Genomic DNA, 22,784 nt, shown 5'->3' with positions numbered 1-22,784 from the left:
TAGCCGGGGTAGACGTTTTCCATCCCTTTCCTTTAGTGGATTTCGAGCCACCTTCGGTTACGGCCAGTCGATCTGTCCGGTGGCCGGGCCGCCGGCAGCCGGGGCGGTGGTCGAGGTCGGCGCTACGGGCCAGTCGATGTCCCCGCCGTCGGCCTGGGCGGCGCCGCCCGCGGTGAGAACGGCGGCGCAGGCGAGGGCGGCGGTGGCGACGAGGCGGGCGATGTTCTTCATGGTGACTCCTCCGTGGCAACTGTTTGATTCTTCTTGGCAAGTCCTCTGCCAAGAAGCTTGGCAACGCCTGCTTGGAATTCGCTCGGCAATCGCTTGAGGTGGAGTGGAGGAGCCCGCTGAAAGTGCTCTGACCTGCAGGGAAGTTGACGGGAAAGGGGTCGGAAAGGGCATTGCCAAGAGTTGCCAAGGGGCCTGGAACTAGAGTCTCGCCGGAGCGGCCGTTGCCCGATATTGCCAAAGCTGCCAACCGCTGGGCAATGTATTGCCAAGCCTGTTGGCAATGCTTGGTACATGAGGGCCGTGAACGTGCGGCGGCCCCGACAGCGGGGGGAGGCCCCTCACATGAACGCGCCGACGTACCACGGGGAACGAACGGCCCACCTGAACACCGCGGGCACGGGCCGCATGCCGGACGACGTCCTCGCCGTCCTCGCCGACTGCACCGCCCTCGACGACCGCTTCGGGCAGGCCGCGCTGGAGGAGAGCCTCGGCGACGTCCTGCACACGCAGGTCCACGAGCGCATCGGCGGCCTGCTGGGCGTTCCCGCCGGCGACACGGTGCTCGCCGCCGGCGCGGCCGAGGCCTTCGAGGCCGTCGTCTCCGGGATCGCCCTCGGCCCGAGCGACCGGATCTGGACGACGCCCCACGAGGGCGTCGCCAACCTGACCGCCCTCCACGCCCTGCGCGACCGCACCCGGTGCGCGCTGGAGGTCGTCCCGCTGCGCGCGGACGGCGGCCTCGACCTGGACTGGATGCGGGCCCACCTCGACGAGGACGTCGCCCTCGTCTCCGTCGTCCACGTCTCCTCGGCCTGCGGAACCGTCAACCCGGTCGAGGCCGTCGGCCGGCTCCTCGCCGGCCACCGGGCCCGCTACGCCGTCGACGCCTCCCACTCCGTCGGCCAGCTCCCCGTCGACGCCGCGCGCACCGGCTGCCACCTGCTCACCGCGGACGGCTGGAGGTTCCTGCGCGGCCCGCAGGGCGTCGGGTTCGCGTACGTCGTCCCCGGCCTGTGGGACGGCCTCGCGCAGGCGCCCGCGCCGGCCGCCGTCGCCGCGCTGAACACCGCCCTCGCCCGGCACACCGACGCGGATTCTCTCCCGTACGGGGACCACCCGTACGAGGACCTCCTGCCCCGGCTGCGCGCCGCCGTCGAGGGGACACCCGGGATGGAACTGCTCGCATCGGGACCGGAGCAGGCCGGCATCCTCGCCTTCCGGCACGGCGAGATCCCCGCCGCGGCCATCCGCCGGGGCCTGGCCCGGCGCGGGGTCGTCCTGTGGAAGACCGTCGCGCACGAGAACCCGCTGCACCCGGCCGGGCAGGACGGAGCCACCGCGCTCCGCGCGTCCGTCCACCGCGACAACACGGCCGAGGACATCGACCGCTTCCGGCAGGCGCTCGGGGAGGTCCTGCTGGAGGAGCGGCGGGCCGCAGCCCCCGCCGGAATCGCAGAAGCCGTCGGAGCCGTCGAAGCAGCCGATTTCGGCCCGCCGTCCCCGTACCGCGCGCGACCGGTCAGGCGGCGCGGCCACCTCACGCTGCACCGGGCGACCTGAGACCCGCCAACTTCAGACCTGGAGGAGCCCCATGACCATCAGCGACGCGCCACCCCTGCCGGCCCTCGACCGTGCCGCGGAACTGGCCGCCATCAAGGCCCAGGCGGTGGCCGGCCCGGACGAGCGGGCCACCGAACGGCAGCACGCCAAGGGCAAGCTCACCGCACGCGAGCGGATCGGCCTGCTGCTCGACGAGGGCTCGTTCCACGAGATCGAGGCCCTGCGGCGGCACCGCGCCGTCGGATTCGGGCTGGAGGGCAAGAAGCCCTACACCGACGGCGTCGTCACCGGCTGGGGCACCGTGGACGGCCGCACCGTCTTCGTGTTCGCGCACGACTTCCGCATCTTCGGCGGCGCGCTCGGCGAGGCGCACGCCGAGAAGATCCACAAGGTGATGGACCTGGCCCTCGCGGCCGGCGCGCCCCTGGTCTCGCTCAACGACGGCGCGGGCGCCCGTATCCAGGAGGGCGTCTCCGCGCTCGCCGGCTACGGCGGCATCTTCCAGCGCAACACCAAGGCGTCCGGCGTCATCCCGCAGATCAGCGTGATGCTGGGCCCGTGTGCCGGTGGCGCCGCGTACTCGCCCGCGTTGACGGACTTCGTGTTCATGGTGCGGGACACCTCGCAGATGTTCATCACCGGTCCGGACGTGGTCCGTGCGGTGACCGGTGAGGAGATCACCCAGAACGGCCTCGGCGGCGCGGACGTGCACGCCGCGATCTCCGGAGTGGCCGCCTTCGCCTACGAGGACGAGCCGAGCTGCCTGGAGGACGTACGGCACCTGCTCTCGCTGCTGCCCGCCAACAACCGCGAGACACCGCCGCGCGAGCACACCGACGACCCGGCCGAGCGGCGCACCGACGCGCTGTCCGCCCTCGTCCCGGCCAACCCGCAGCAGGCGTACGACATCCGCAAGGTCATCGAGGAGATCGTCGACGACGGCGAGTACTTCGAGGTCCAGCCGGCCTGGGCGACCAACGTGGTGTGCGCGCTCGCCCGGATGGACGGGCACGTGACCGGCTTCGTCGCCAACCAGCCCGCCAGCCTCGCCGGGGTGCTCGACATCCACGCGAGCGAGAAGGCGGCCCGCTTCGTGCAGTTCTGCGACGCCTTCAACATCCCGCTGGTCACCCTCGTCGACGTGCCCGGCTTCCTGCCGGGCGTGGACCAGGAGCACGGCGGCATCATCCGGCACGGCGCGAAGCTGCTGTACGCCTACTGCAACGCGACCGTGCCGCGGATCTCGCTCGTCCTGCGCAAGGCGTACGGAGGCGCGTACATCGTCATGGACTCGCGCTCCATCGGCGCGGACCTGGCGCTGGCCTGGCCGACCAACGAGATCGCGGTGATGGGAGCGGAGGGCGCGGCGAACGTCATCTTCCGCCGTGAGATCGCCGCCGCCGCCGACCCCGACGCGATGCGCGCACAGAAGATCAAGGAGTACACGACCGAGCTCATGCACCCCTACTACGCCGCCGAACGCGGGCTAGTCGACGACGTCGTCGATCCGGGGGAGACCCGCTCGGTGCTCGTCGGGGCCCTGGCCATGCTCCGCACCAAGTACGCCGACCTGCCGTCGCGCAAGCACGGCAACCCGCCGGTATGACGGCCGGGGAGGCGGCGGACGCGCCGCAGACGTGGCGGATCCTCGGCGGGGACCCCGACGAGGACGAGACGGCCGCCGTCCTGGCGGTCCTGACGGCCCTGCTGCTGAACGGATCCGGGGCTCCCGAGCCGCCGGAGCCGCCGCGCACGGCGGCCGCCGGCTGGGACCGCGCCCCCGCGGGCGGGTTCCGCGGCGCGGGCAGCTGGCGGCAGCGCTAGTGCTGTGGCCGGGAAGGTTCACCGGGTCGCGACGCTCCCCCAGCTACCGCTGGGAGGTACCCCCAGGCACGGCACCTCGCCGCGTTGTCGGACCACGCAAGTACGTCCAGTACGAGCCGCGGTCCTCCGCCTTGCGATGCACCGCACCGGACACCGCGACCCGGCAAACCTTCCAGGCCACAGCACTAGCCGGACGTCCAGCGGGCCGGACGTGCATCGGGCCGCGGGGGCCGCCTCCATCCCACTTCAGCCGCGCCACGAGTTCCCTGCGACACGCTCCACAAGCAGAGGCGAGCGACGGAGGGATGAGGATGACGGTGAAGGCGATGGACAAGGCCCCCGAGCGGCCCGTGGCCCTGGTCACCGGGGCCACCAGCGGCATCGGGCTGGCCGTCGCCCGGGACCTGGGGGCCCGCGGGCACCGGGTGTTCGTCTGCGCCCGCACCGAGGCCAAGGTCAAGCAGACCGTCGCGGACCTCCAGGCCGAGGGGCTGGACGTGGAGGGCGCGGCCGCCGACGTACGCGACCGGGCCGCCGTCGAGGGCCTGGTCGCCGCGGCCGTGGCGGCGTACGGGGCGCCCGTCAGCATCCTGGTCAACAACGCGGGCCGCAGCGGCGGCGGCGCCACCGCCGGCATCACCGACGAGCTGTGGTACGACGTCATCGACACCAACCTCAACAGCGTCTTCCTGCTGACCCGCGAGGTGCTGGGCAGCGGCGGCCTCGGCGCCGAGCCCTGGGGCCGCATCATCAACATCGCCTCCACCGCGGGCAAGCAGGGGGTGCTGCTCGGCGCCCCCTACTCGGCCTCCAAGCACGCCGTCGTCGGCTTCACCAAGGCCCTCGGCAAGGAGCTCGCGCCGACCGGCACCACCGTCAACGCGGTCTGCCCCGGCTACGTGGAGACGCCCATGGCGGCGGCCGTGCGCAGCGGCTACGCGCAGGTGTGGGACACCACCGAGGACTACGTGCAGGAGCAGCTCGAATCCAAGATTCCGCTCGGCCGCTACTCCACCCCCGAGGAGGTGGCCGGCCTGGTGGGCTACCTGACCACCGACCTGGCCGCGTCCATCACCGCCCAGGCGCTCAACGTGTGCGGCGGGCTGGGGAACTACTGATGCCGCGCCCGCGGTTCCCCGCGGGGACGGGCAGGGGAGAGGGCCCCGGACGGTTCACCGTCCGGGGCCCTCTCGGCCGTTCGCGCCCGGCTCCTCACAGGACCGACGGCGACCCCGACACGTCCCAGGCGAGGGCCCGCGGGGCGATCCCGGCGGACCGCCAGTCGGCCAGCACCGCGCCGTCCACCGGCTCGTCCGACAGCAGGACGTGCCGCAGCGCCGGCAGGGCGGTGCCGCGCGCCGCCGCGTTCAGCCGTGCGAACGCGGACGGCAGTTGCGTCACCACCGTCACCTCCTGCTCCGCGAGCAGCCGGACGAAGGCGGGCGCGTCGGAGGCGGTGTCCCGGTCCACGACGACGGTGCGTCCGCCCGACAGCAGCGGACCCCACATCTCGCGCATGCCCAGGTCCAGGGTCATGGAGTGGAAGTACGTCCACACGTCGTCCGGACCCGACTCCAGCATCGGGAGGCAGGCGTCCACCCAGGACAGCACGTCCATGTGGGTCACGGGCCGCACGGCCAGGGCCCGCCCCGGGTCGCCGCCCGAAGGGAGCGCCAGGAAGGCCGTCTTCGGCGGGATCTCGCGGCGCATCGCCATCTCCGGCCGTACCGCGATGACGAACCGGCCCGCCTTGGCCACCGGGATCTCGTCGCGCAGCAGTCCGCCGTCCGAGACGACCATCTCGGCGCCGGCGTCGCGCATCAGGAACTCCTGGAGGCCCGCGTTGTGCCCGGGCTCCAGCGGCAGCACCGCCGCCCCGGCGCGCAGCGCGCCGACCACGGCGCCGGCCGCCATGCGGGAGCGCTGGGCGCGGACGGCGACGGCGGAGCCGGGGCCGGTCCGCCCCGACAGGCGCCGCGCGATGTCGTCCGCCATCCACTCCAGTTCGAGATAGGTCGCCTCTCCCTCCGCGTCGCGGGCGGCGACCCGGCCCGGATGGCGTGCGGCCGAGGCCGCGAAGCGGATGTCGATGCGGTCCCGGCGCGCGGGCCACTCGCCGGACGGGTCGAGCCCGATCCGTCCGAGCAGACCTGCCAGGTCGGCGGACAACCGGTCGAGCTCCGGATGGTCCGGAGTGGCGTTCATGCGGCCTCCCAGCGGCGGGTCGATGCTCCAGGGCCCGATGGTGCCGGGGGAGACATGAGAACCGCTCAAGTCCTGCCGTAGAGGACCGGTCGGGGGTGGGTCAGGGGCGGGTCAGGGGCCGCTCAAGACCTGCTCGAAAGCCGGTCCACGAGGGGTCGAAGACCGCTCGGGACGCCCTGGCCCGCCCTCTGGAGGCATGCCTACGATTCTCGGGCTCATGCCGAAGCCACACGCTCCTCGTCCGCTCCGAGCGACCACTCGTAGACGCACGCATATGGAACTGAGCTTTGTGGCTATGGCCCGTCTCGCGAGACTGGACTTGACTGTACTCATGACTCAGAACGCGCAGAACACGCAGATCACCCTCGTCATCGGCGGTCACGGCAAGACCGGCCGGCGCGTCGCGGAGAGGCTCACCGCTCTCGGCCGCCAGGTCCGGATCGGCTCCCGCTCCGGCGAGCCCGCCTTCGACTGGAACGAGCCCGCCACCTGGGTTCCGGCGCTGGAGGGCGTCGACCGGGTGTACGTGACCTACTACCCCGACCTCGCCTTCCCGGGCGCCGCCGAGCAGGTCGGCGCATTCTCCAAGGTGGCCGTGGACAACGGTGCGCGCCGCCTGGTGCTGCTGTCCGGCCGCGGCGAGGAGGCCGCGGAGGTCAGCGAGGAGAACCTGAAGGCCTCCGGCGCGGACTGGACGATCGTCCGCTCCAGCTGGTTCAACCAGAACTTCTCCGAGAGCTTCTTCCTGGAGCCCGTACTGGCCGGCGAGATCGCCCTGCCGACGGGGGACGCCGTGGAGGCCTTCGTCGACGCCGACGACATCGCCGACGTCGTGGTCGCCGCGCTGACCGACGACAAGCACATCGGCAAGACCTACGAGCTGTCCGGCCCGCGCCTGCTCAGCTACAGCGATGTCGCCACCGAGCTGTCGAAGGCCACCGGGCGCGAGATCAAGTTCATTCCCGTCACCAACGAGGAGTACCGCGCGGTCCTGCGCGAGAACGACCTCCCCGAGGAGTTCGCCGACCTCTTCACCATGATCCTCGACGGCCGCAACGCGCACCTGGTGCACGGTGTCGAGGAGGCCCTGGGCCGCAAGCCCAGGGACTTCGCGGACTTCGCCCGCGACGCCGCGGCCGCCGGAGTCTGGAACGTCTGACCACACGACCCGCCTCACCACCCGCTCCATCCCTTTCGCTCCTTGACCGGGCGGCGACTCTGGTACGGCCGCCGCCCGGTACTCGGGGCACAGGAGGTTCCCATGCCCACGCCCCGGACGTACTCCAGCGAACACGGACTGGAATCGCTGCCCCCGTACTTCCACGGATTCGCCCTGATGCACATAGCGATGCGACGCGACGCGGCCCGGCTGCGCGCCGCGGCCCCGGTATGGAACGGCGCGGGAGCCGAGTGGTGGCAGCGGCTGCGCGAGGTCATCGAATGGCACCACATCAGCGAGGACGACGTCCTGTGGCCCGGACTGCGCCGCCGGGACGCCGACTTCGACGCACAGGCACGTGAACTGCACGAGGACCACGAGGAGCTGGACGCCGCGATGGCCGCCGTGTCCACGGCGATCGACCGCCGCGGCGACGACCTCGTCCGTGCGGCGCAGACCTTCGAAGGCGTGCTGCGCGACCACCTCCGCGACGAGGAGCGGATCGTCTTCCCCGTCTTCGACCGGCTCGGCGAGCGCGCCTACCTGGCCGAGGAGCGCAAGGTCGTCTCCAGCGCGCCGATGCGCGTGATGACGTACCTCCAGCCGTGGATGTTCGACGGCGCCTCCCGCCAGTCGGTCGCACACGTCTCCGCGACCATTCCGCCGCCCGTCCGGCTGATCGGTGCGACGCTGTTGCAGAGGCGCTACGCACGCACGCTGAAGGGAATCCTCAAGTGACCGGCACGACGACCCAGTCCGTGACCCTGGTGGCCGCGACGGTGGGCACCGGCCTGATGGCCGGGCTCTACTTCGCCTTCGACATCTCGGTGATGCCGGGCCTCGGCCGCGGCGACGACCAGACTTACGTGACCGCCATGCGCAACATCAACGAGGCGATCGACAACGGCCTGTTCGGCCTGCTCTTCCTGGGCGCCTTCCTGGCGACCGGGGTCGCGGCCGCGCAGCAGCAGCGCGGCGGCCGCCCGGACGCGGCGCGCTGGGGCTGGCTGGCCTTCGCGCTGTACGGCCTGTCGCTGGCCGTGACCGCGGTCGTGAACATCCCCCTCAACAACCAGCTCGCCCGGGCCGGCGCCGACGCCGCCGCGGCCCGCTCCCGCTTCGGCGGCCGCTGGACCTCCGGCAACGTCGTCCGCACGGTGGCCTGTACGGCGGCCCTGGCCGCCCTGGGCCGGGCGCTGACGCTGCACGGCCGCGGTTCGGCGGCCTAGGCCGTCCAGACCGGTTCTTCCCCGCGATCGGCGCCCGCTCTCTTTCCGTCCCCCGCGGGAGAGCGGGCGCTTCGCAGCGCTGTCGGAGAGGATGAGGGCATGGACACGCTGACCGGTCTGCTGGAGGGTCCCAAAGCCCGTGGGGCCTTCCTCCTCAAGTCCGTCTTCAACCCGCCCTGGTCGCTGCGCGTCGAGGACCGGGCCCCGATCTCCGTCGTCACGATGGTGCACGGCGACGCCTGGCTGATCCCCCACCAGGCCGCCCCGGTCCTGATCCGGCCGGGAGACGTGGCCGTCGTACGGGGCCCCGATCCGTACACGGTCGCGGACGCCCCCGACACCCCGGTCCAGATCACCGTCGGCCCGGAGCAGCGGTGCAGCACCGAGGAGGGGGAGGACGTCACCGACACGATGGCGCTCGGCGTGCGCACCTGGGGCGACGCCTTCCAGGACGCCGGCTCCGCGGTGATGCTGAGCGGCACCTACCAGGCGCCGAGCGAGATCGGCCGCCGGCTGCTGAGCGCGCTGCCGACCATCCTGGTCCGTCCGGCCGAGGCCGCCGACAACACCCTGGTCACCCTGCTGACTTCGGAGATCTCCAAGGACGAACCGGGCCAGGAGATCGTCCTGGACCGGCTCCTCGACCTGCTGCTGATCGGGGTCCTGCGCACCTGGCTGGCGGCGCCCGGCAGCGGCGCCCCCGCCTGGTACCGCGCGCAGAGCGACCCGGTGGTCGGCCCCGCCCTGCGGCTGCTCCACGAGAACCCGTCCCACGGCTGGACCGTCGAGGAGCTCGCCCTGAAGGTCGGCGTCTCGCGGGCCTCCCTGGCGCGCCGGTTCACCGACGTCGTGGGCGAGCCGCCGGTGGCCTACCTGACGGGCTGGCGCCTCGCGCTCGCCGCCGACCTGCTGCGCGAACCGGACGCCACGGTGGCGACGGTGGCCCGGCGCGTGGGCTACGGCTCGGCCTTCGCCCTGTCGACGGCCTTCAAGCGGGTGCGGGGCGTCAGCCCCCAGGAGTTCCGCACGGGCGCCGTCCCGGCCGCCCCGCCGGAGGCGGCGCGGCCGCCGCGCACGGTGGTGCTGCCGGTGCGCTGAGCCCGCACCGCTGCGAACCACCGTTCCGGCTTCTGTCCTGTGCGCGTCAAGAAGGTCTATCGGGCTGTTTCGTGTCGAAGTTCGGCCGTACTGACACCATTTGCGCGCAAGTGGACACAGGCACCCGATACAAGTCCATCGAGGGGTCGCGGGACCCCAGATGGAGAGGACGCACCAGTGACCAGGAAGAGGATCTTCGGAGCCCTTGCGGGCGGCCTGTTCGCGGTTTCGACACTGGCGGTGCCCACCGCGAGCGCGTCGGCGGCGGAGTCGGCCGACGGCGTCGCGACGTCGGTCAAGGCGTGCTCGCCCTGGAACTCCCACCGCGGCGAGGGCGGCGGAAGCGGCGAGATGTGCGGCGGGAACCACGCCACGGGGACGATCTACGACGCCAAGGCCGACGGCCGGTGTCCCTTCATCAAGTTCTACTACATAGGCGGCGGCTCCAAGCAGAGCCCGCAGGTGGGCCCGGCCGGCGCGACCAGGCCCATCGACGTCTGGGCCGATCCGGGCAAGCAGTTCAACGGAAGCACCAGCGCGGAGTGGCGTAGCTGCTAGGCATCCGCCGCACCGCATGGCCCCGGCTCCACGGCGGAGAGAACGCGCCGAGGAGCCGGGGCCATGCGCTTCACACGAGACGGCCGACGCCCACGGGGAAGGGGCATCGTCAATGCCGAAGGTGACAACGCCCGGGCGTGATCTCCGTGCCGAGCAGGCACGGGTCGCCGGCAAGGGCGTCGATACGCTCCCCGTACAGGGACATGTGAGCCGGCGTACCTACCCTCCTCGCCCGGCTCGTACCGATACGGAATGGACGCACTGTGACCCTTCGCCACATCGACCCGAAGCAGCGCGGTTTCCTCGTCGTCAACTCCCACCCGGACGGGGCCGCCCAGACCGTCCACCGGATGTGGGAGCAGATCCCGCCACGCGCCGACGGCAGCGCTCCGGTGGTACTGCTCCTCGGCCACAGCGCCGGGTACGGGCTGGCCACGCTGCTGACGGGGCTGCGCCGGCACGGCATACGGGGCGTGGGTGTCGCCTTCGAGGGCGCGGAGACCGAACGGCGCACGGCCACGGCGGGCTGGTACCGCACCGCGGCCGCCGACGCCCTGGCCCGGGCCGCCGGCCGCGACTTCGCCTTCGTCAACACCGACGCGTTCGCGGAGGCGGGCAAGGAGCAGGTGCTGAACCTGGTGGAGGAGCGGTACGGCAAGGTCGACTACCTGATCTACAGCCTGGCGGCTCCGCGCCGCACCGACCCGGCGACCGGCACGGTCCACCACTCGGTGATCAAACCGCTCGGCGGGCCGTACGAGGCTCCGGCGCTGGACTTCTCCGGTGACGACCCGAAGGTCGGACAGGTGACTCTGGAGGCGGCCACCGACGAGGAACGCCACGCGACGGAGCAGGTGATGGGCGGCGCGGACTGGCGGCTGTGGGTCCAGGCCCTGGCCGGGCGCGGCCTGCTGGCCGACGGGTTCACGACCGCGGCACTCACCTACATCGGCTCGGAGCTGACGGCGCCGATCTACCGGCAGGGCACGATCGGCGCGGCGAAGGAGCACCTGGAGCGGACCGCCGGGCAGCTGGACGCCGAACTGGGAGACAAGGGCCGGGCGTTCACCGCGGTCGCGGGCGCGGCCGTCACCCAGGCGTCGAGCGCGATCCCCTCGATCGCCCTGTACACGGCGTTCCTGCGGACCGTCCTCGGAGACGGGTTCCGTACGACGGCCGAGCAGGCCGGCGCACTGTGGGAGCAGCTGACGGGGGCGGCCCCGCTCGTCCTCGACGTGCCGGGCCGCATCCGGCTGGACGGCTGGGAGCTGGACGACGAGGTCCAGGACCGGGTGCGCGAGCTGTGGGCCGACCCGGAGGCCGGACTGGAGCGCGCGCGGGGCGGAGCGGACTGGTTCATGGGACAGATCCGCGAGCTGTACGGGTGGGGTGTCGAGGGCGTCGACTACGCGCGGCCCGCGGAGACCACGATGGCCTGGCCGGCGCCGGGAGCCTGAGCGGCCTCGCGGTCCCCACCCGTTCGACTCGCCTCAAGGGGTCTACGTCAGCGGGGCGGATGCGACGACCTGGTCGCCGCTGAGTTCGCCCGTCGGGCGGAAGCCGAGGCCGGCGTAGAAGGGCTCCGGGCTGCCCGGGCCCGTGTCGTACGTGACGTAGGCGTGCTCGGTGCCGCGGCGGCGCAGCTCGTCGGTGACGGCGCGGACGGCGAAGCGGCCGTAGCCCTTGGCCTGGTGGGCGGCGGAGATGTTCAGGCGCCAGATGCCCGAGCGGATGTCGGCCGGGTCCACGGCCGGGTTCCAGGCGATGTCGAGGAAGGCCATGACGAAGCCGACCGGCTCGTCGCCGTCGACGATGAGCCGGGGCCAGGCGACATCGGGGTGGACGTACGCCTCGGCCAGGGACTTGACCACCGGCGAGACCAGGTGCTGCTGGTCGGGCCGGACGGATATGGCGCAGGCCGCGTCGAGGTTGTCGGCGGTGACCGGGACCAGACGCAGGGGTGTGGTGCTCATGGACGCACCCTACGAGGGCCCGGGCGTGGAGATCATCGCGGGTGCCGGGGCGCGGACCGTGCGGGCCACCGCCGTCAGGACCAGGTCCCGGCCGGCCAGCCACCGGCCCTCGTAGACCGGGTCCACGGGCGGGGGGACCGAGGGGTGGAGGGTCGTCGTGAAGGTGCCCTCGGGGGAGAGGGCGAGGGTGGCCTCGCGGAAGCCCAGCCAGATGCCGGTGGCCGGGTACCAGGCCTTGTACGCCGCCTCCTTCGCGGAGAAGAAGATGCGGTCCCAGGGGAGGGAGGGGTAGGCCGTGGCCAGGGCGGCCAGGTGGGCGCGTTCCGGGGCGGAGGTGATCAGGGCGAGGACGCCCTCCGGGAGCGGGCCCGCCGGTTCGGCGTCGATGCCCAGGGCCGCCACCGCCGAGGCCGGGGCGGCCACCGCCGCGCGGTATCCCTCGCAGTGGGTGATGCTGCCGACCACGCCCGACGGCCACCGGGGGGCTCCGCCCGGGCCCGGGAGCAGCGCGACGGGCGGGCGGCCGAGCTCGGTGAGGCAGCGGCGGGCGCAGGCGCGGGCGGTCGCGAACTGGCGGCGCCGCCGCTCCCTGCGGCCCTCCATCAGCGCCGCCTCGGCGGGGAAGAGAGGAGCGGGCGCCGCGTCGTCGAAGGCTTCCGATGACGTGACGCCCGGGGGGAGGAGTTCCTCGATCATCGCGAGGCGAGCTCCGACACCGCCGACACCGCGAGGAGCGGGCGCTCCAGCGGGAGCATGTGGCCCGCGTCCGGGACGGCTTCGAAGCGGGCGCCGGGGACGACCTCCGCGAGGGTCTGCGCGAGGGCGATGTCGATGACCTTGTCGAGCTCGCCGTGCAGGACCACCGCCGGGACCGTGACGGACTTCAGCGCCTCGCGGACGTCCCAGCCGCGGGTGCAGCGGAAGAACTCCGCCCGGACCCGGGGGACCGCCGCGGCGAACAGCTGCCGGTTGACGTCGCGGACCACCGGGTCCACGTCCTTGCCCATCGTCGAGCCGAGCAGCTTGCGGCCGAGCCACGGGCGGCGCAGCGCCTTGGAGAAGACGGCGCTGCCCATCATCTTCACCTCGCTGTCCGGGGTGTCCTGGCCGTGCGCCGCCGTGCCCAGCAGCACCAGCCCGCGCAGCCGTGACGCCGACGGCGAGGTGGCCGCGTACGAGAGGGCCGCGAACCCGCCGCCCGAGTGGCCGACGACGACCGACTCACGGGCGTCCGTCTCGCCGAGCACCGCCGCCAGGTCCGCGGCCAGCCGCTCCACCGAGACCGGAGTGCGGCCGAGCGTGGAGGCACCGTGGCCGCGCTGGTCGTACAGCACCACCCGGTGCCCGGCCCGGATCAGCCGGTCCGCGACGGTGCCCCAGACGCGGCGGGTGTGCGCCCAGCCGTGCACCAGGACCACGTCGGCGGCCGAGGGCGTGCCCGCCAGCGGGGCGAGGACGGTGACCGCGAGGTCGGCGCCGTCGTCCGTACGGACCGTCAGCTCGTGGGTGGTGTTCGGGGAGGACGGGGCCGTGGTCACCGCGGCACCGCCGACAGCTGCCGGCCCAGGGACTCGAAGGCGGCGAGGGTGCCCTTGGAGTGCTCGGCGCCCAGGTCGGCGACCTTGGAGAGCAGCTTGAGCCAGCCGTGGGGGGTGCCGACGAAGTGCATGGAGATCCGGGTGCGGCCGTCCGCCAGGGGTTCGAGGCGGAAGGTGCTGGGACCCCGGAAGACCCCGGACACGTACTCGATGTCCAGGCGGCGGCCCGGCTCCACCGCCACCGTGCGCGAGGTGAAGCGCAGCTTCAGCCCGCCCTTGTCGGAGCCCTTGGTGTGCACCGTCACGCCGACCTCGCCGCCCACCTCGTCGGGGGCGCCGGAGACCGTGGTGAACGTGTTGGCCGGGACCCACCACTTCTCGGCGCCGCGGAACTCGGCGACGAGCGCGTCCCAGACGGCGTCCGCCGGGGCGTCTATCACCGCCTCGTCGATCAGGTCGTACGTCGTCATGTCGAAGCCTCCAGCTGGAAACGGGAAAAGGTGCGGCGGGGGCGGGGTCCCTCTCCCCGCCCCCGCCGGGACTCGTCACGAACGTCAGGGCCGCCGTCAGGCGAAGAAGCCCTGGCCGGGCGTGAAGAGGTTGTTGGGGTCGTACTTGCGCTTGGCGCTGCAGAACGCCGTCCAGCGGTTGCCGAAGTGCGCCTTCCAGTCGGCCTGCGTCATGTTCGGGATCGAGCCCACCAGGTAGCGCTTGGCGCCCATGGCGCGCGCGATCTCGTACAGGCGGCGGTTCTGGTCGAGCATGCCCTGGATGTCCGCGCCCGGGTTCGGGAAGCGCAGCAGGTCGAAGAGGTAGCCGACCGACTCGTTCGGCTGGACCGCCAGCGGCCGCTTGATCTTCGAGGTGAAGTACGGGTAGAAGAGCAGGAACCCGCCGCCCAGCGACTCGGCGTTCATCTCGCGCTCGACCTGCTGCATGAAGGTCTTCGTCTTCGACGCCGGCAGGAACATGCTCAGCCACGGCTTGGGCTGGTACCAGTGGCCGGACTCCTTGAGGTACGCCTCGTAGGCGTCGAGCCGGAACATGTAGTCCCGGTACGACACGTCCTCGATGACCGCCTCGGCCCGTACGTCGCTCAGGCCCGCCAGCAGCTTGGCGCGGTCCGGCGGGGTCGTGGTGTAGGTGGCGCCGACCTCCATCTTGTAGCGCCAGCCCGACCCGTCGGGCTTCTGCAGCATCTCGCCCGCGTGGACCTGGAACCGGCCCTCGGCCATGACCTTCTCGGAGTCCGTGAGGTAGGAGTTCAGGTCGTTGTAGAAGAGGCTGAAGATGACCGAGCGGGTCGGCGCGGGGATCAGCTTGACGTTGACCCGGACGATGATGCCGACCTGGCCGCCGCCCGACAGGGCCGCGTTGAACAGGTCCGCGCGCAGCCACGGGGTGGCCGTGACCAGCTTGCCGTCGCCCGTGATGATGTCGATGGCCTGCACGGTGTCGCACAGCAGGCCGTACTTCTGCACGGTGCCGCCGATGCCGCCGATGCTGATGGTGCCGCCGACGGAGATGTACAGGTAGTCCGGCAGCGCCGGCGGGGTCTTGCCCAGGGCGAGCGTCGCGTCGGTCAGCTGACCCCACGTCACACCGGCCTCGACCACGGCGTAGTCGCTGCCGATGGACAGGATCTTCGACATGCCCTTGGCGTCGATGGAGATGCCGCCCGGGACGCGGGCCTGGCCGTACACCGAGTGCGACTCGATGTCGGCGCCGGTGCCGCCCTGCCCGTTGACCGCGACCTTGATGCCGTTGACCCGGGCGTAGTTGACGATCTTGACGATGTCGTCGATGTTGCCCGGCCGCAGGACCGCCCACGGCTTCGCGCTGTCCCACAGGTGGCCGAAGTCGTGGCCGAAGGAGTCGACCGTGGCCGGGTCCGTCGTCAGGGTGCCGACCAGTCCCGGAACCGGGACGACGTTCGAGTTGCCCGCGGCCTCGGCGGCGGTCGCCCAGGTCTGGTCGACGGCGTTCCAGCCGACGACGGCGACGGCGGTGGCGGCGATGGAGCCGAGGACCTTGCGGCGCGACGGCTGCGCGGCGTCGCCCGAGGGAGTGCCGGCGGCGGTTCTTGGGGTAGTGCTCATCTGGGTACGTCTCCCGATTCCCATGGCGTGGCGTACGTACTACTGCTGAGGTACCGGCGTGCCGGTGCGCACCTGCGAGGCGAGCTGGTACTCGCTCAGGTCGAAGCGCTTGGTGGCGCCGCGGAAGCGCCAGGTGTAGGTCGGCCAGATCGACGGGTTGCGGCCGCTTGCGTCCAGGTACCAGCTCTGGCAGTTGCCCGCGTTCCACACCGAGCCGTCGAGCCTGGCGTCGAGCGCCTTGTTGTAGGCGTCCTGCGCCTCCTGGCGGACCTCGACGCTGGACAGGCCGCGCTTGTCGATCTGCTTCAGCGCGTCGAGGACGTAGGCGATCTGCGCCTCGATCATCACGACCTGGGAGGAGTGCCCCAGCGTCGTGTTCGGGCCGAGCAGCATGAACAGGTTGGGGAAGCCGGCGATGGTGGTGCCGCGGTGGGCGGACATGCCGTCCTTCCACGCCTCGCGCAGCTGCACCCCGCCCCGGCCCCAGATCCGCTTCGCGACCGGGCGGTCGGTGGCCTGGAAGCCGGTGCCCAGGATGATGGTGTCGACCTCGCGCTCGACGCCGTCCTTGCCGACGATCGACTTGGCGCGGACCTCGGCGATCCCGTCGGTGACCAGGTCCACGTTGGGCTGCTGGATCGCCGGGTACCAGGTGTTGGAGAAGAGCAGCCGCTTGCAGGCCATCACGTAGTCGGGCGTGAGCCTGGCGCGCAGCGCCTCGTCCGGGACCGACTTCTTCAGGTGGTCGCTGGCCATCTTCTGCATCTTCCCGGCGACCTTCGGGCGGGCCATCACGAAGGCCAGGATCTCCCGGCCCCACATGTTGAAGTTCCGCCGGAAGTTCTGGTAGCCGGGCAGCGAGCGCAGCAGCTTGGCCTGGAGCGGGCTGGTGGGCTTGTCGTTCTTCGGGCCGATCCACGGGGGCGTGCGCTGGTAGAGGTCCAGCTGCCCGACCTCGGGCTGGATCTGCGGGACGAACTGGATGGCGGAGGCGCCCGTACCGATGACGGCGACGCGGCGTCCGGCCAGGTCGTGGTCGTGGTCCCAGTTCGAGGAGTGGAAGACCTTGCCCTCGAAGTCGCCGAGGCCCTTGATGTCCGGCACGGCCGCCTCGCTGAGGTAGCCGGTGCCGGTGACCAGGACCTGCGCGGTGTAGTCGCCCTGCGAGGTCTCGATCTTCCAGTGCCGCTCGCCGTCGTCCCAGCGGGCGGCGACCAGCTCGTGCCCGAACCGGATGTGCGGGCGCACCCCGAAGCGGTCGGCCGTGTCGCGGAGGTACGCGTACAGCTCGTCGCGCTTGCCGAAGGTGGACTTCCAGTTCGGGTTCTGGGCGAAGGAGAACGAGTAGAGGTGGGACATGACGTCGCACGCACAACCCGGATAGCTGTTGTCGCGCCAGGTGCCGCCGACCTCGTCGGCCCGCTCGAACACCAGGAAGTCGTCGATGCCCGACTGCAGCAGTCGGATGGCGGTGCCCAGGCCCGAGAAGCCGGTGCCGATGACCGCGACCCGCAGGTGCCGGGTCGGGCCGCGGCCGCCGGGGTGCGCCTCGGTGCCCGTACGGGCCCCGCCGTCCTTGGCCGGTTCGAGAATGCTCGTCACGTCGGCCTCCTTAACGGCGCGTGATGGTGACGCGGAAGTTGTTGAAGAACTTGTCCTCGAGCGTGTACGCGAAGATGTCGAGGTAGCGCTCGAAGCGGGAGACGACCTCTTCGCCCTCCATGGCCACGGCCTCGTCCCGGCGCTCGGCCAGCAGGACCAGCCAGGCGCGGCAGGCCATCGCGAAGGACTCGCGCTCGTTGACGACCTCGTCGATCTCGAAGAGACCCTCGGCGGCGGAGCTCAGCTCGTGCAGGTGCGGGATGTGGCAGCCCTCGAACTCGGAGCGCTGCAGGAACTTCAGGTCGTCGAGGAGCGCGCGGTTCATCGGCAGCGCCTCGGCGGTCATGGTGTGCAGCACGAACTTCGCGCCCGGGTTCAGGGCGTTCGCGACCTGCTGGAAGAAGTAGCGGTAGCGCTTGGTGCGCTCCTTCGGCGGCAGGTTGGAGGAGACGAAGTGCTCCAGCGCGTTGATGCAGAACGCGGCGTCGTACTTCTCGCTGTCGTCCGCGACCTTGTAGTCGGCCCAGCTCTGGACCAGCGTGGTGATCTTCGGGTTGTTCAGCCCGTCGATGAAGGCTTCCTGGGTGCGGGACAGGGTCAGGCCGACGGCCTGCTCCGCGCCGTGCACGGTGGTGAGGCGGTTGAGCATGGTGCCCCAGCCGCAGCCGATGTCCAGGACGCGCTTGGTGGTGCCGGCCCGGACGCCCGCGAGCTCGGCGAACTTGTCGAGCTTGCGCTCCTGCGCCTCGTCGAGGGTGGCGACCAGGTCCTCGCCGTCTTCCCAGTAGCCGCCGGAGTACATCATCGTGGGGCCCAGCAGGAGCCGGTAGAAATCGTTGCTGACCTCATAGTGGTGCCTGATCGCATCGACCTCGGGGTCCACCGACTTGGGGGCGACCGTTGTCATCCTGATCCTCTTTCCTGCGTGTCCGGCGGGCCGTGATTTCCGAATTCGCGTCGAGAAAACCGGATGCCCCGCAAGGCGTGCGCAAGACGGCCCCGATTCGTGATCCGGCGCCGTGTTGCGCGTTCCTTGCGGGGGCGGGGCTTTCATCACTCTCGAAAACCAGACACGCACTGCCGAGTTGCATTGCCGAGAGAGGACCGACCCCATGTCGCTGCCCACCATCGAAGAACTGGCGAGCCAGCTCGAGGCCGTCTCGGGTGCCGCGGAGGTCAGCCCCGACGCCCCGCTCCAGCACATCGCGGACGTCGACTCGCTGGACCTGATGGAGTGGCTGTACGGCTTCCAGAACCAGTACCCGCACATTCCGGCCGACGAGTCGCTCTTCGCCGACCTCGACGACACGACCACCCTGCGTGACGTGTACGCGAAGATCGTCGACCTCGTCCCGGCTCAGGCGTAGCGAGGGGTGACGTGACCGGCTTCGACATCACCGGGTGGGGCATGTCCGTACCCGAACGCATCGTCACCAGTGCCGAACTCGCCGAGCGGTTCGGCGTCGACGAGCACTGGGTCGTCAGCCGCTGCGGCATCCGCGAGCGGCGGGCGGTCAACCCGGGGCAGACCACCGCCTCCCTGGCCGTCGAGGCCGGCCGGCGCGCGCTGGACAAGGCGGGCCTGACCGGAGCGGACATCGCGCACCTCATCGTCGCGACCGCCACGCCCGAGCAGCCGTCCCCGGCGACCTCCGCCTTCGTCCACCACGAGCTGGGCATCGCGGGCAGCGCGCACGACGTCAACTCCGAGTGCGCGGGCTTCGTCTACGGGCTGGTGTCCGCCATGGCGCTGATCGCCATCGACCCCCGCCCGATCCTGCTCATCGGCTCCGACACCCACACCCTGACGGCCAACCCGGCCGACCGGGACCTGTCCATCCTCGTCGGCGACGGCGCGGGTGCGATCGTCCTCCAGCCGGGGCCGGAGAACCGGGTCAAGGCGTGGAACCTGGGCGCCGACGGGGCCTGCACCGGCTCGCTCAAGGTGCTCGCCGGCGGCAGCCGGATGCCGACCACCCAGGAGACGCTGGACGCGGGCCTGCACTACGCGCAGATCAACGGCAACGAGATCTACCTCAACGCCGTCCGCTACACCGTCCGCACGGTGCGCGAGACGCTGGAGAACGCCAAGGTGGACGCCGCGGACATCGACCACGTCGTGCCGCACCAGGCCAACATCCGGATCATCAACTCGATCCTGTCGCACACCGGGCTCCGCCAGGAGGCCCTGATCACCAACCTCCAGAAGTACGGCAACACCGCCTCGGCGTCGATCCCGATCGCGCTGACCGAAGCCCTCGACGAGGGCCGGATCAAGGCCGGTGACAAGGTGCTGCTGGCCGGCTTCGGAGCCGGTATGACCTGGGGTTCGATCCTGATGGAGTGGGGCGGTGTCGCGGCATGAGCAAGAACGGTGCGGGCGTACGGCCCGAGTCCCCGGTCGCGCTCGTGACCGGCGCCTCGGGCGGCCTCGGCCAGGCCCTGGCGCTGGAGCTGGACGCGCTGGGCTGCCGGGTCGCGGTCCACTACAACAGCTCCCGGGAGGGAGCCGAGGCCGTCCGGGAGAAGCTGACCAACCCGTCGGTGCTGGTCACCGGTGACGTCGGCTCGTGGGAGGCCACCCAGGCCCTCTACGCGCAGATCTCCGAGGAGCTCGGCCCGGTGGACGTCCTCGTCAACAACGGGGCCATCCGCAAGGACAGCCTGATGGCGATGCAGAACCCGGCGGACTGGGCGCAGGTCATCCAGACCAACCTGATCGGCTCCTTCCACACGGCCCGGGTCTCGGTGCCGTCCATGCTGCGCAAGCGGTGGGGCCGGGTGATCAACATCGTGTCCCCGTCGGGCATCATCGCGACGGCCGGCCAGACCGCGTACTCGGCGTCCAAGGCCGGGCTGATCGGCTTCACCCGCACGCTCGCGGCGGAGTGCGGCCGGCGCGGGGTGACGGTCAACGCGCTGTCCCCCGGCTTCATGATCACCGGTATGACCAACACCCTGCCGGACCGGGTGATCGAGGGCATGGAGGACAAGGCCCCGATCCCGCGCTTCGTCACGGTCGAAGAGGTCGCGCGCAGCGTCGGCCTGTTCCTGGACCAGGACTGCATGACGGGCCAGGTCATCAGCATCGACAGCGGCGTCTCCATCACCTGATCCCCCGCCGCTCCCCCCAGCCCCGGCCTTCCCATCCCCCACAGGGAGGCCGGGGCCGCTCGGCGTTCCCGCGGGGGCCCGAGGACGTACGGAGGCCGCCGCCGCGCATTTCGCGCGGCGGCGGCCTTCGTCGTGTGCGGGTCAGGCGGCGGGGGAGGACGTCATGCGGTGGGTGACGCAGCCGTGTTCGGCCAGCGAGCACGGGCGGGGGACCGGCACGCGGTGGTCCACCTCGAAGACCCCCATCAGCACCGGGTCCAGGCAGGTCAGGGAGCGGGCGGCCGCCCGGGGTTCGGGCGTGCGCAGCAGTTCCAGGTACGCGGCCTCCGTCTCGGGCGCCGGGTCGATGCCCAGCTCCTCCGCCAGCACCTCCCGCAACTGCTGGTAGCTGCGCAGCGCTTCCGCCCGGTTGCCGGCCCGGGTGTGGGCCGCCATCCGGCAGCGGTACGCGCTCTCCCGGAACGGGGCGCGGCGCACGGCCTCCTCCGCGTACCGCAGGGCGTGGTGCTCGTCGCCCAGGGCGGAGGAGGACAGGCTCGCGGTCTCCAGCGCCTTGAGGCGGAGCTCTTCGAGCTGCTCGCGCATCGCGTTGACCCACTCGCCCTCGTGCGAGGGCAGGAACGAGCCGCGCAGGTTCGACACCGCGCCGGCCGCGAGCTGCTGGGCCACCGCGTAGGCGCCCTCGGCGTACGCTTCGGCGGCCTCGGTCACCGCGGTCTCCGCGACCTCCACGTCCACGGCCGCGTCCTGCGGAACCCGCAGGAGGTAGCGGCCGCCCTGGGCGACCAGGGGAGTGACCCCCGGCTGGTCCTGCGGTGTCGTGACGAACGTGCGCACCCGGCTGACGAGGCTGCGCAGCGCCGAAGCCCAGGTGTCCGGCAGGCCCTCGGGCCATATGGTCTCGGCCAGTTGGTCACGGTCCGTGCCGTCGGCCCGCTCGATGAGCAGCCGGGCGAACGCCACCTGCGCCTGCGCGCTCGAGAGGTGTTGAGGCGGTGCTCCGTCCGGCTCGATCGTGACAAGACCTATCAGTCTGATCAGCACTATGCACTCTCCGAAACGGTCGGCTTCCGGCCGTGTCCCCCATGGTCGTGCGATTCAGAGGATACCGGCGGGCCTTCTCGGCATGTCAACAGCGGCCGGCAAACATTCCCGTCCGAATAAAACCCGAGGTCCGGGCATTCCCTTCTCCTTTTCGAGTGCCGCTGTGGTCCCGCTGTGGTCCTGCTGTGGTCCGGCTCTTGCGCCGCTATTGCGCCCTCCGAGTCTTAATGGAATTCCACTAGAGCCCCGCCGGAAAAACGGCAGGGCGTCGATGGAGTTCCGGGTCCGCCGGACGATCGCGATGAGGAGAAGCACGTGAACGCATCCGCTGCCTGGGACCGCCTCGAGCCGAAGCTGGCCTACTTCCGCGACCGGGTCCGGTCCCTGGAGTACGAGCCCAACCGCAAGAACAGCTTCGTGGCCTACACGGCCGAGCGGGACTCCGCGTACGCGGACCAGGACGGCCGCCGGCTGCTGATGATGTCCGGCTACTCCTACCTCGGGCTCGCCGGCGACGAGCGCGTCGTCGCGGCCGCCAAGGCCGCCGTCGACCTGTACGGCACCGGCAACCACGGCGTGCGGGCCCTGGCCGGCACGACCCCGCTGCACGAGGAGCTGGAGGCCGAGGTAGCCAAGGTGGCCGGCCGCGAGCGGGCCATGGTCTTCGGCTCCGGCTACGCCGCCAACGTCGGCACCGTGGGCGCCATCGTCGGTCCCGGCGACACCGTCTTCATCGACAAGTACGACCACGCCAGCATCGTCGACGGCTGCAAGCTCTCCGGCGCCACCGTCACCCGCTTCCGCCACAACGACGTCGCCCACCTGGAGCGCCGCCTCGCCGCCGCCCCCGACACCGGCGTACGCCTCGTCATCGTCGACAGCGTCTACTCCATGGACGGCGACATCGCCCCCCTGGTCGACCTGCGCAAGGTCTGCGACGCCCACAACGCCCTGCTGATGGTCGACGAGGCCCACGCGCTCGGCGTCATCGGCGCCACCGGCAAGGGCATCGAGGAGCACTTCCACTACGAGGCGAAGGTCGACATCAAGCTCGGCACCCTCTCCAAGGCCATCCCCTCCATGGGCGGCTGGGTCGCCGGCTCCGCCGAACTCCTCCACCACCTGCGCTACGCGGCCCGCCCCTTCCTCTTCTCCGCCGCCCTCGGCGGAGCGCAGACCGGCGCCGCCCTGGAATCCCTGCGGATCATGCAGCGGGAGCCGGAGCGCGTGCAGTTCATCCAGCGCGAGTCCGCGCGCTTCCGCGGGATCCTCAACGAGGCCGGCATCTCCACCGTCGACAGCGAGACCGCGGTCGTCCCGGTCATCGCCGGATCCGACGAGGCCGCCTACGACCTCGCGACCGTCCTGCGCAAGAACGGCGCGATCGGACTGCCCGTGGTCACCCCGGCCGTCCCCAACGACCTGGCCCGGCTGCGCATCGCGATCACCGCCGCCCACACCACGTCCGACATCGACTTCGGCGCCGAGGCCCTCATCAAGTCGGCCCGCGAGTGCCGGATCATCTGACCGCCCTGACGACGACCGTTCAT

24 protein-coding genes are annotated in these 22,784 nt (G+C 71.5%); 14 read left to right on the top strand and 10 right to left on the bottom strand.

The features are described 5' to 3' along the window. Window positions 1-57 precede the first annotated feature (57 nt). Window positions 58-231: a hypothetical protein gene (locus ACFWBN_RS31205; protein ID WP_385182234.1), complete on the bottom strand. Its 174-nt coding sequence runs from the start codon at window positions 229-231 to the stop codon at window positions 58-60. Window positions 232-573: 342 nt separating this feature from the next. On the opposite strand from ACFWBN_RS31205, the gene ACFWBN_RS31200 reads away from it, so the two are divergent. The 4 genes from ACFWBN_RS31200 to ACFWBN_RS31185 all read left to right on the top strand — a co-directional run bounded on the left by ACFWBN_RS31200 (window position 574) and on the right by ACFWBN_RS31185 (window position 4,733). Next, the gene (locus tag ACFWBN_RS31200; RefSeq protein WP_385182231.1) at window positions 574-1,791 is read left to right on the top strand and encodes an aminotransferase class V-fold PLP-dependent enzyme; all 1,218 of its coding nucleotides are present in this window, start codon (window positions 574-576) and stop codon (window positions 1,789-1,791) included. Between the two features lie 31 nt (window positions 1,792-1,822). After that, window positions 1,823-3,397 (top strand): acyl-CoA carboxylase subunit beta, encoded by a 1,575-nt coding sequence (locus tag ACFWBN_RS31195; RefSeq protein ID WP_385182228.1) that lies wholly within the window; start codon window positions 1,823-1,825, stop codon window positions 3,395-3,397. Further along, window positions 3,394-3,615, top strand: a complete 222-nt coding sequence (locus tag ACFWBN_RS31190; protein ID WP_385182226.1) for an acyl-CoA carboxylase epsilon subunit — start codon at window positions 3,394-3,396, stop codon at window positions 3,613-3,615. Before ACFWBN_RS31195 ends, ACFWBN_RS31190 begins: the two co-directional genes overlap by 4 nt. Before the next feature lie 305 nt (window positions 3,616-3,920). Next, window positions 3,921-4,733 carry an SDR family NAD(P)-dependent oxidoreductase gene (locus ACFWBN_RS31185; RefSeq protein ID WP_385182223.1) on the top strand — a complete coding sequence of 271 codons (813 nt, stop codon included), beginning with the start codon at window positions 3,921-3,923 and terminating at the stop codon, window positions 4,731-4,733. A gap of 94 nt (window positions 4,734-4,827) precedes the next feature. Here the strand turns inward: ACFWBN_RS31185 and ACFWBN_RS31180 are convergent, their stop codons facing one another. Next, window positions 4,828-5,820: an AMP-binding protein gene (locus ACFWBN_RS31180; RefSeq protein ID WP_385182221.1), complete on the bottom strand. Its 993-nt coding sequence runs from the start codon at window positions 5,818-5,820 to the stop codon at window positions 4,828-4,830. 331 nt (window positions 5,821-6,151) lie between these two features. Between ACFWBN_RS31180 and ACFWBN_RS31175 the strand changes: the two genes are divergently transcribed. The 6 genes from ACFWBN_RS31175 to ACFWBN_RS31150 all read left to right on the top strand — a co-directional run bounded on the left by ACFWBN_RS31175 (window position 6,152) and on the right by ACFWBN_RS31150 (window position 11,321). After that, entirely contained in the window at window positions 6,152-6,979 is an 828-nt protein-coding gene (locus ACFWBN_RS31175) for an NAD(P)H-binding protein (RefSeq protein WP_385182219.1), read from the top strand. A 102-nt stretch (window positions 6,980-7,081) separates the two neighbouring features. Then, window positions 7,082-7,717, top strand: coding sequence for a hemerythrin domain-containing protein (locus tag ACFWBN_RS31170; RefSeq protein ID WP_385182216.1), 636 nt, complete (start codon window positions 7,082-7,084; stop codon window positions 7,715-7,717). Further along, window positions 7,714-8,208 carry a DUF1772 domain-containing protein gene (locus ACFWBN_RS31165; protein WP_385182213.1) on the top strand — a complete coding sequence of 165 codons (495 nt, stop codon included), beginning with the start codon at window positions 7,714-7,716 and terminating at the stop codon, window positions 8,206-8,208. The genes ACFWBN_RS31170 and ACFWBN_RS31165 overlap by 4 nt, the downstream gene beginning before the upstream one ends. A 99-nt stretch (window positions 8,209-8,307) precedes the next feature. Continuing rightward, window positions 8,308-9,306 (top strand): AraC family transcriptional regulator, encoded by a 999-nt coding sequence (locus ACFWBN_RS31160; protein WP_385182211.1) that lies wholly within the window; start codon window positions 8,308-8,310, stop codon window positions 9,304-9,306. A gap of 177 nt (window positions 9,307-9,483) precedes the next feature. Continuing rightward, window positions 9,484-9,864: a hypothetical protein gene (locus tag ACFWBN_RS31155; RefSeq protein WP_385182208.1), complete on the top strand. Its 381-nt coding sequence runs from the start codon at window positions 9,484-9,486 to the stop codon at window positions 9,862-9,864. Between the two features lie 263 nt (window positions 9,865-10,127). Then, window positions 10,128-11,321, top strand: coding sequence for an enoyl-[acyl-carrier-protein] reductase FabV (locus ACFWBN_RS31150; protein ID WP_385182205.1), 1,194 nt, complete (start codon window positions 10,128-10,130; stop codon window positions 11,319-11,321). A 42-nt stretch (window positions 11,322-11,363) separates the two neighbouring features. Here the strand turns inward: ACFWBN_RS31150 and ACFWBN_RS31145 are convergent, their stop codons facing one another. The 7 genes from ACFWBN_RS31145 to ACFWBN_RS31115 form a co-directional block, all read right to left on the bottom strand. Next, window positions 11,364-11,837 (bottom strand): GNAT family N-acetyltransferase, encoded by a 474-nt coding sequence (locus ACFWBN_RS31145; RefSeq protein WP_385182202.1) that lies wholly within the window; start codon window positions 11,835-11,837, stop codon window positions 11,364-11,366. A gap of 9 nt (window positions 11,838-11,846) precedes the next feature. Next, a complete protein-coding gene (locus ACFWBN_RS31140; protein WP_385182198.1) occupies window positions 11,847-12,533 on the bottom strand; it encodes a 4'-phosphopantetheinyl transferase in 687 nt (228 codons plus the stop codon). After that, window positions 12,530-13,375, bottom strand: a complete 846-nt coding sequence (locus ACFWBN_RS31135) for an alpha/beta fold hydrolase (protein ID WP_385182195.1) — start codon at window positions 13,373-13,375, stop codon at window positions 12,530-12,532. Before ACFWBN_RS31135 ends, ACFWBN_RS31140 begins: the two co-directional genes overlap by 4 nt. Then, a complete protein-coding gene (locus tag ACFWBN_RS31130; protein ID WP_385182192.1) occupies window positions 13,372-13,845 on the bottom strand; it encodes an SRPBCC family protein in 474 nt (157 codons plus the stop codon). The genes ACFWBN_RS31135 and ACFWBN_RS31130 overlap by 4 nt, the downstream gene beginning before the upstream one ends. A 96-nt stretch (window positions 13,846-13,941) precedes the next feature. Continuing rightward, window positions 13,942-15,474: an FAD-binding protein gene (locus ACFWBN_RS31125; RefSeq protein WP_385182189.1), complete on the bottom strand. Its 1,533-nt coding sequence runs from the start codon at window positions 15,472-15,474 to the stop codon at window positions 13,942-13,944. A 39-nt stretch (window positions 15,475-15,513) separates the two neighbouring features. Then, window positions 15,514-17,076 (bottom strand): flavin-containing monooxygenase, encoded by a 1,563-nt coding sequence (locus ACFWBN_RS31120; protein ID WP_385182186.1) that lies wholly within the window; start codon window positions 17,074-17,076, stop codon window positions 15,514-15,516. Between the two features lie 10 nt (window positions 17,077-17,086). Then, a complete protein-coding gene (locus ACFWBN_RS31115; protein ID WP_385182183.1) occupies window positions 17,087-17,983 on the bottom strand; it encodes a class I SAM-dependent methyltransferase in 897 nt (298 codons plus the stop codon). Between the two features lie 205 nt (window positions 17,984-18,188). Here ACFWBN_RS31115 and ACFWBN_RS31110 point away from each other — a divergent pair, with 205 nt between their 5' ends. From ACFWBN_RS31110 to ACFWBN_RS31100, 3 genes are read left to right on the top strand one after another with little or no spacing between them, the layout of a single operon-like run. Then, complete coding sequence (locus tag ACFWBN_RS31110; RefSeq protein ID WP_030390264.1) at window positions 18,189-18,443, top strand: hypothetical protein; 255 nt, start codon at window positions 18,189-18,191, stop codon at window positions 18,441-18,443. A gap of 11 nt (window positions 18,444-18,454) precedes the next feature. Next, complete coding sequence (locus ACFWBN_RS31105) at window positions 18,455-19,441, top strand: 3-oxoacyl-ACP synthase III family protein (RefSeq protein ID WP_385182180.1); 987 nt, start codon at window positions 18,455-18,457, stop codon at window positions 19,439-19,441. Beyond that, window positions 19,438-20,190, top strand: a complete 753-nt coding sequence (locus tag ACFWBN_RS31100; protein ID WP_385182177.1) for an SDR family NAD(P)-dependent oxidoreductase — start codon at window positions 19,438-19,440, stop codon at window positions 20,188-20,190. Before ACFWBN_RS31105 ends, ACFWBN_RS31100 begins: the two co-directional genes overlap by 4 nt. A 141-nt stretch (window positions 20,191-20,331) precedes the next feature. Here ACFWBN_RS31100 and ACFWBN_RS31095 read toward each other — a convergent pair whose 3' ends face one another. After that, window positions 20,332-21,234, bottom strand: coding sequence for a BTAD domain-containing putative transcriptional regulator (locus tag ACFWBN_RS31095; protein ID WP_385182174.1), 903 nt, complete (start codon window positions 21,232-21,234; stop codon window positions 20,332-20,334). 315 nt (window positions 21,235-21,549) lie between these two features. Here ACFWBN_RS31095 and ACFWBN_RS31090 point away from each other — a divergent pair, with 315 nt between their 5' ends. Further along, window positions 21,550-22,761, top strand: coding sequence for an aminotransferase class I/II-fold pyridoxal phosphate-dependent enzyme (locus ACFWBN_RS31090; protein ID WP_385182172.1), 1,212 nt, complete (start codon window positions 21,550-21,552; stop codon window positions 22,759-22,761). The last annotated feature ends 23 nt before the right edge of the window (window positions 22,762-22,784 follow it).

Origin of the sequence: Streptomyces sp. NPDC059989 (assembly GCF_042736975.1) — a bacterium.
Lineage (GTDB): Bacteria > Actinomycetota > Actinomycetes > Streptomycetales > Streptomycetaceae > Streptomyces.
The sequence above is the reverse complement of the archived record's forward strand: the minus strand, read 5'-3'. Positions and strand labels throughout refer to the sequence as shown.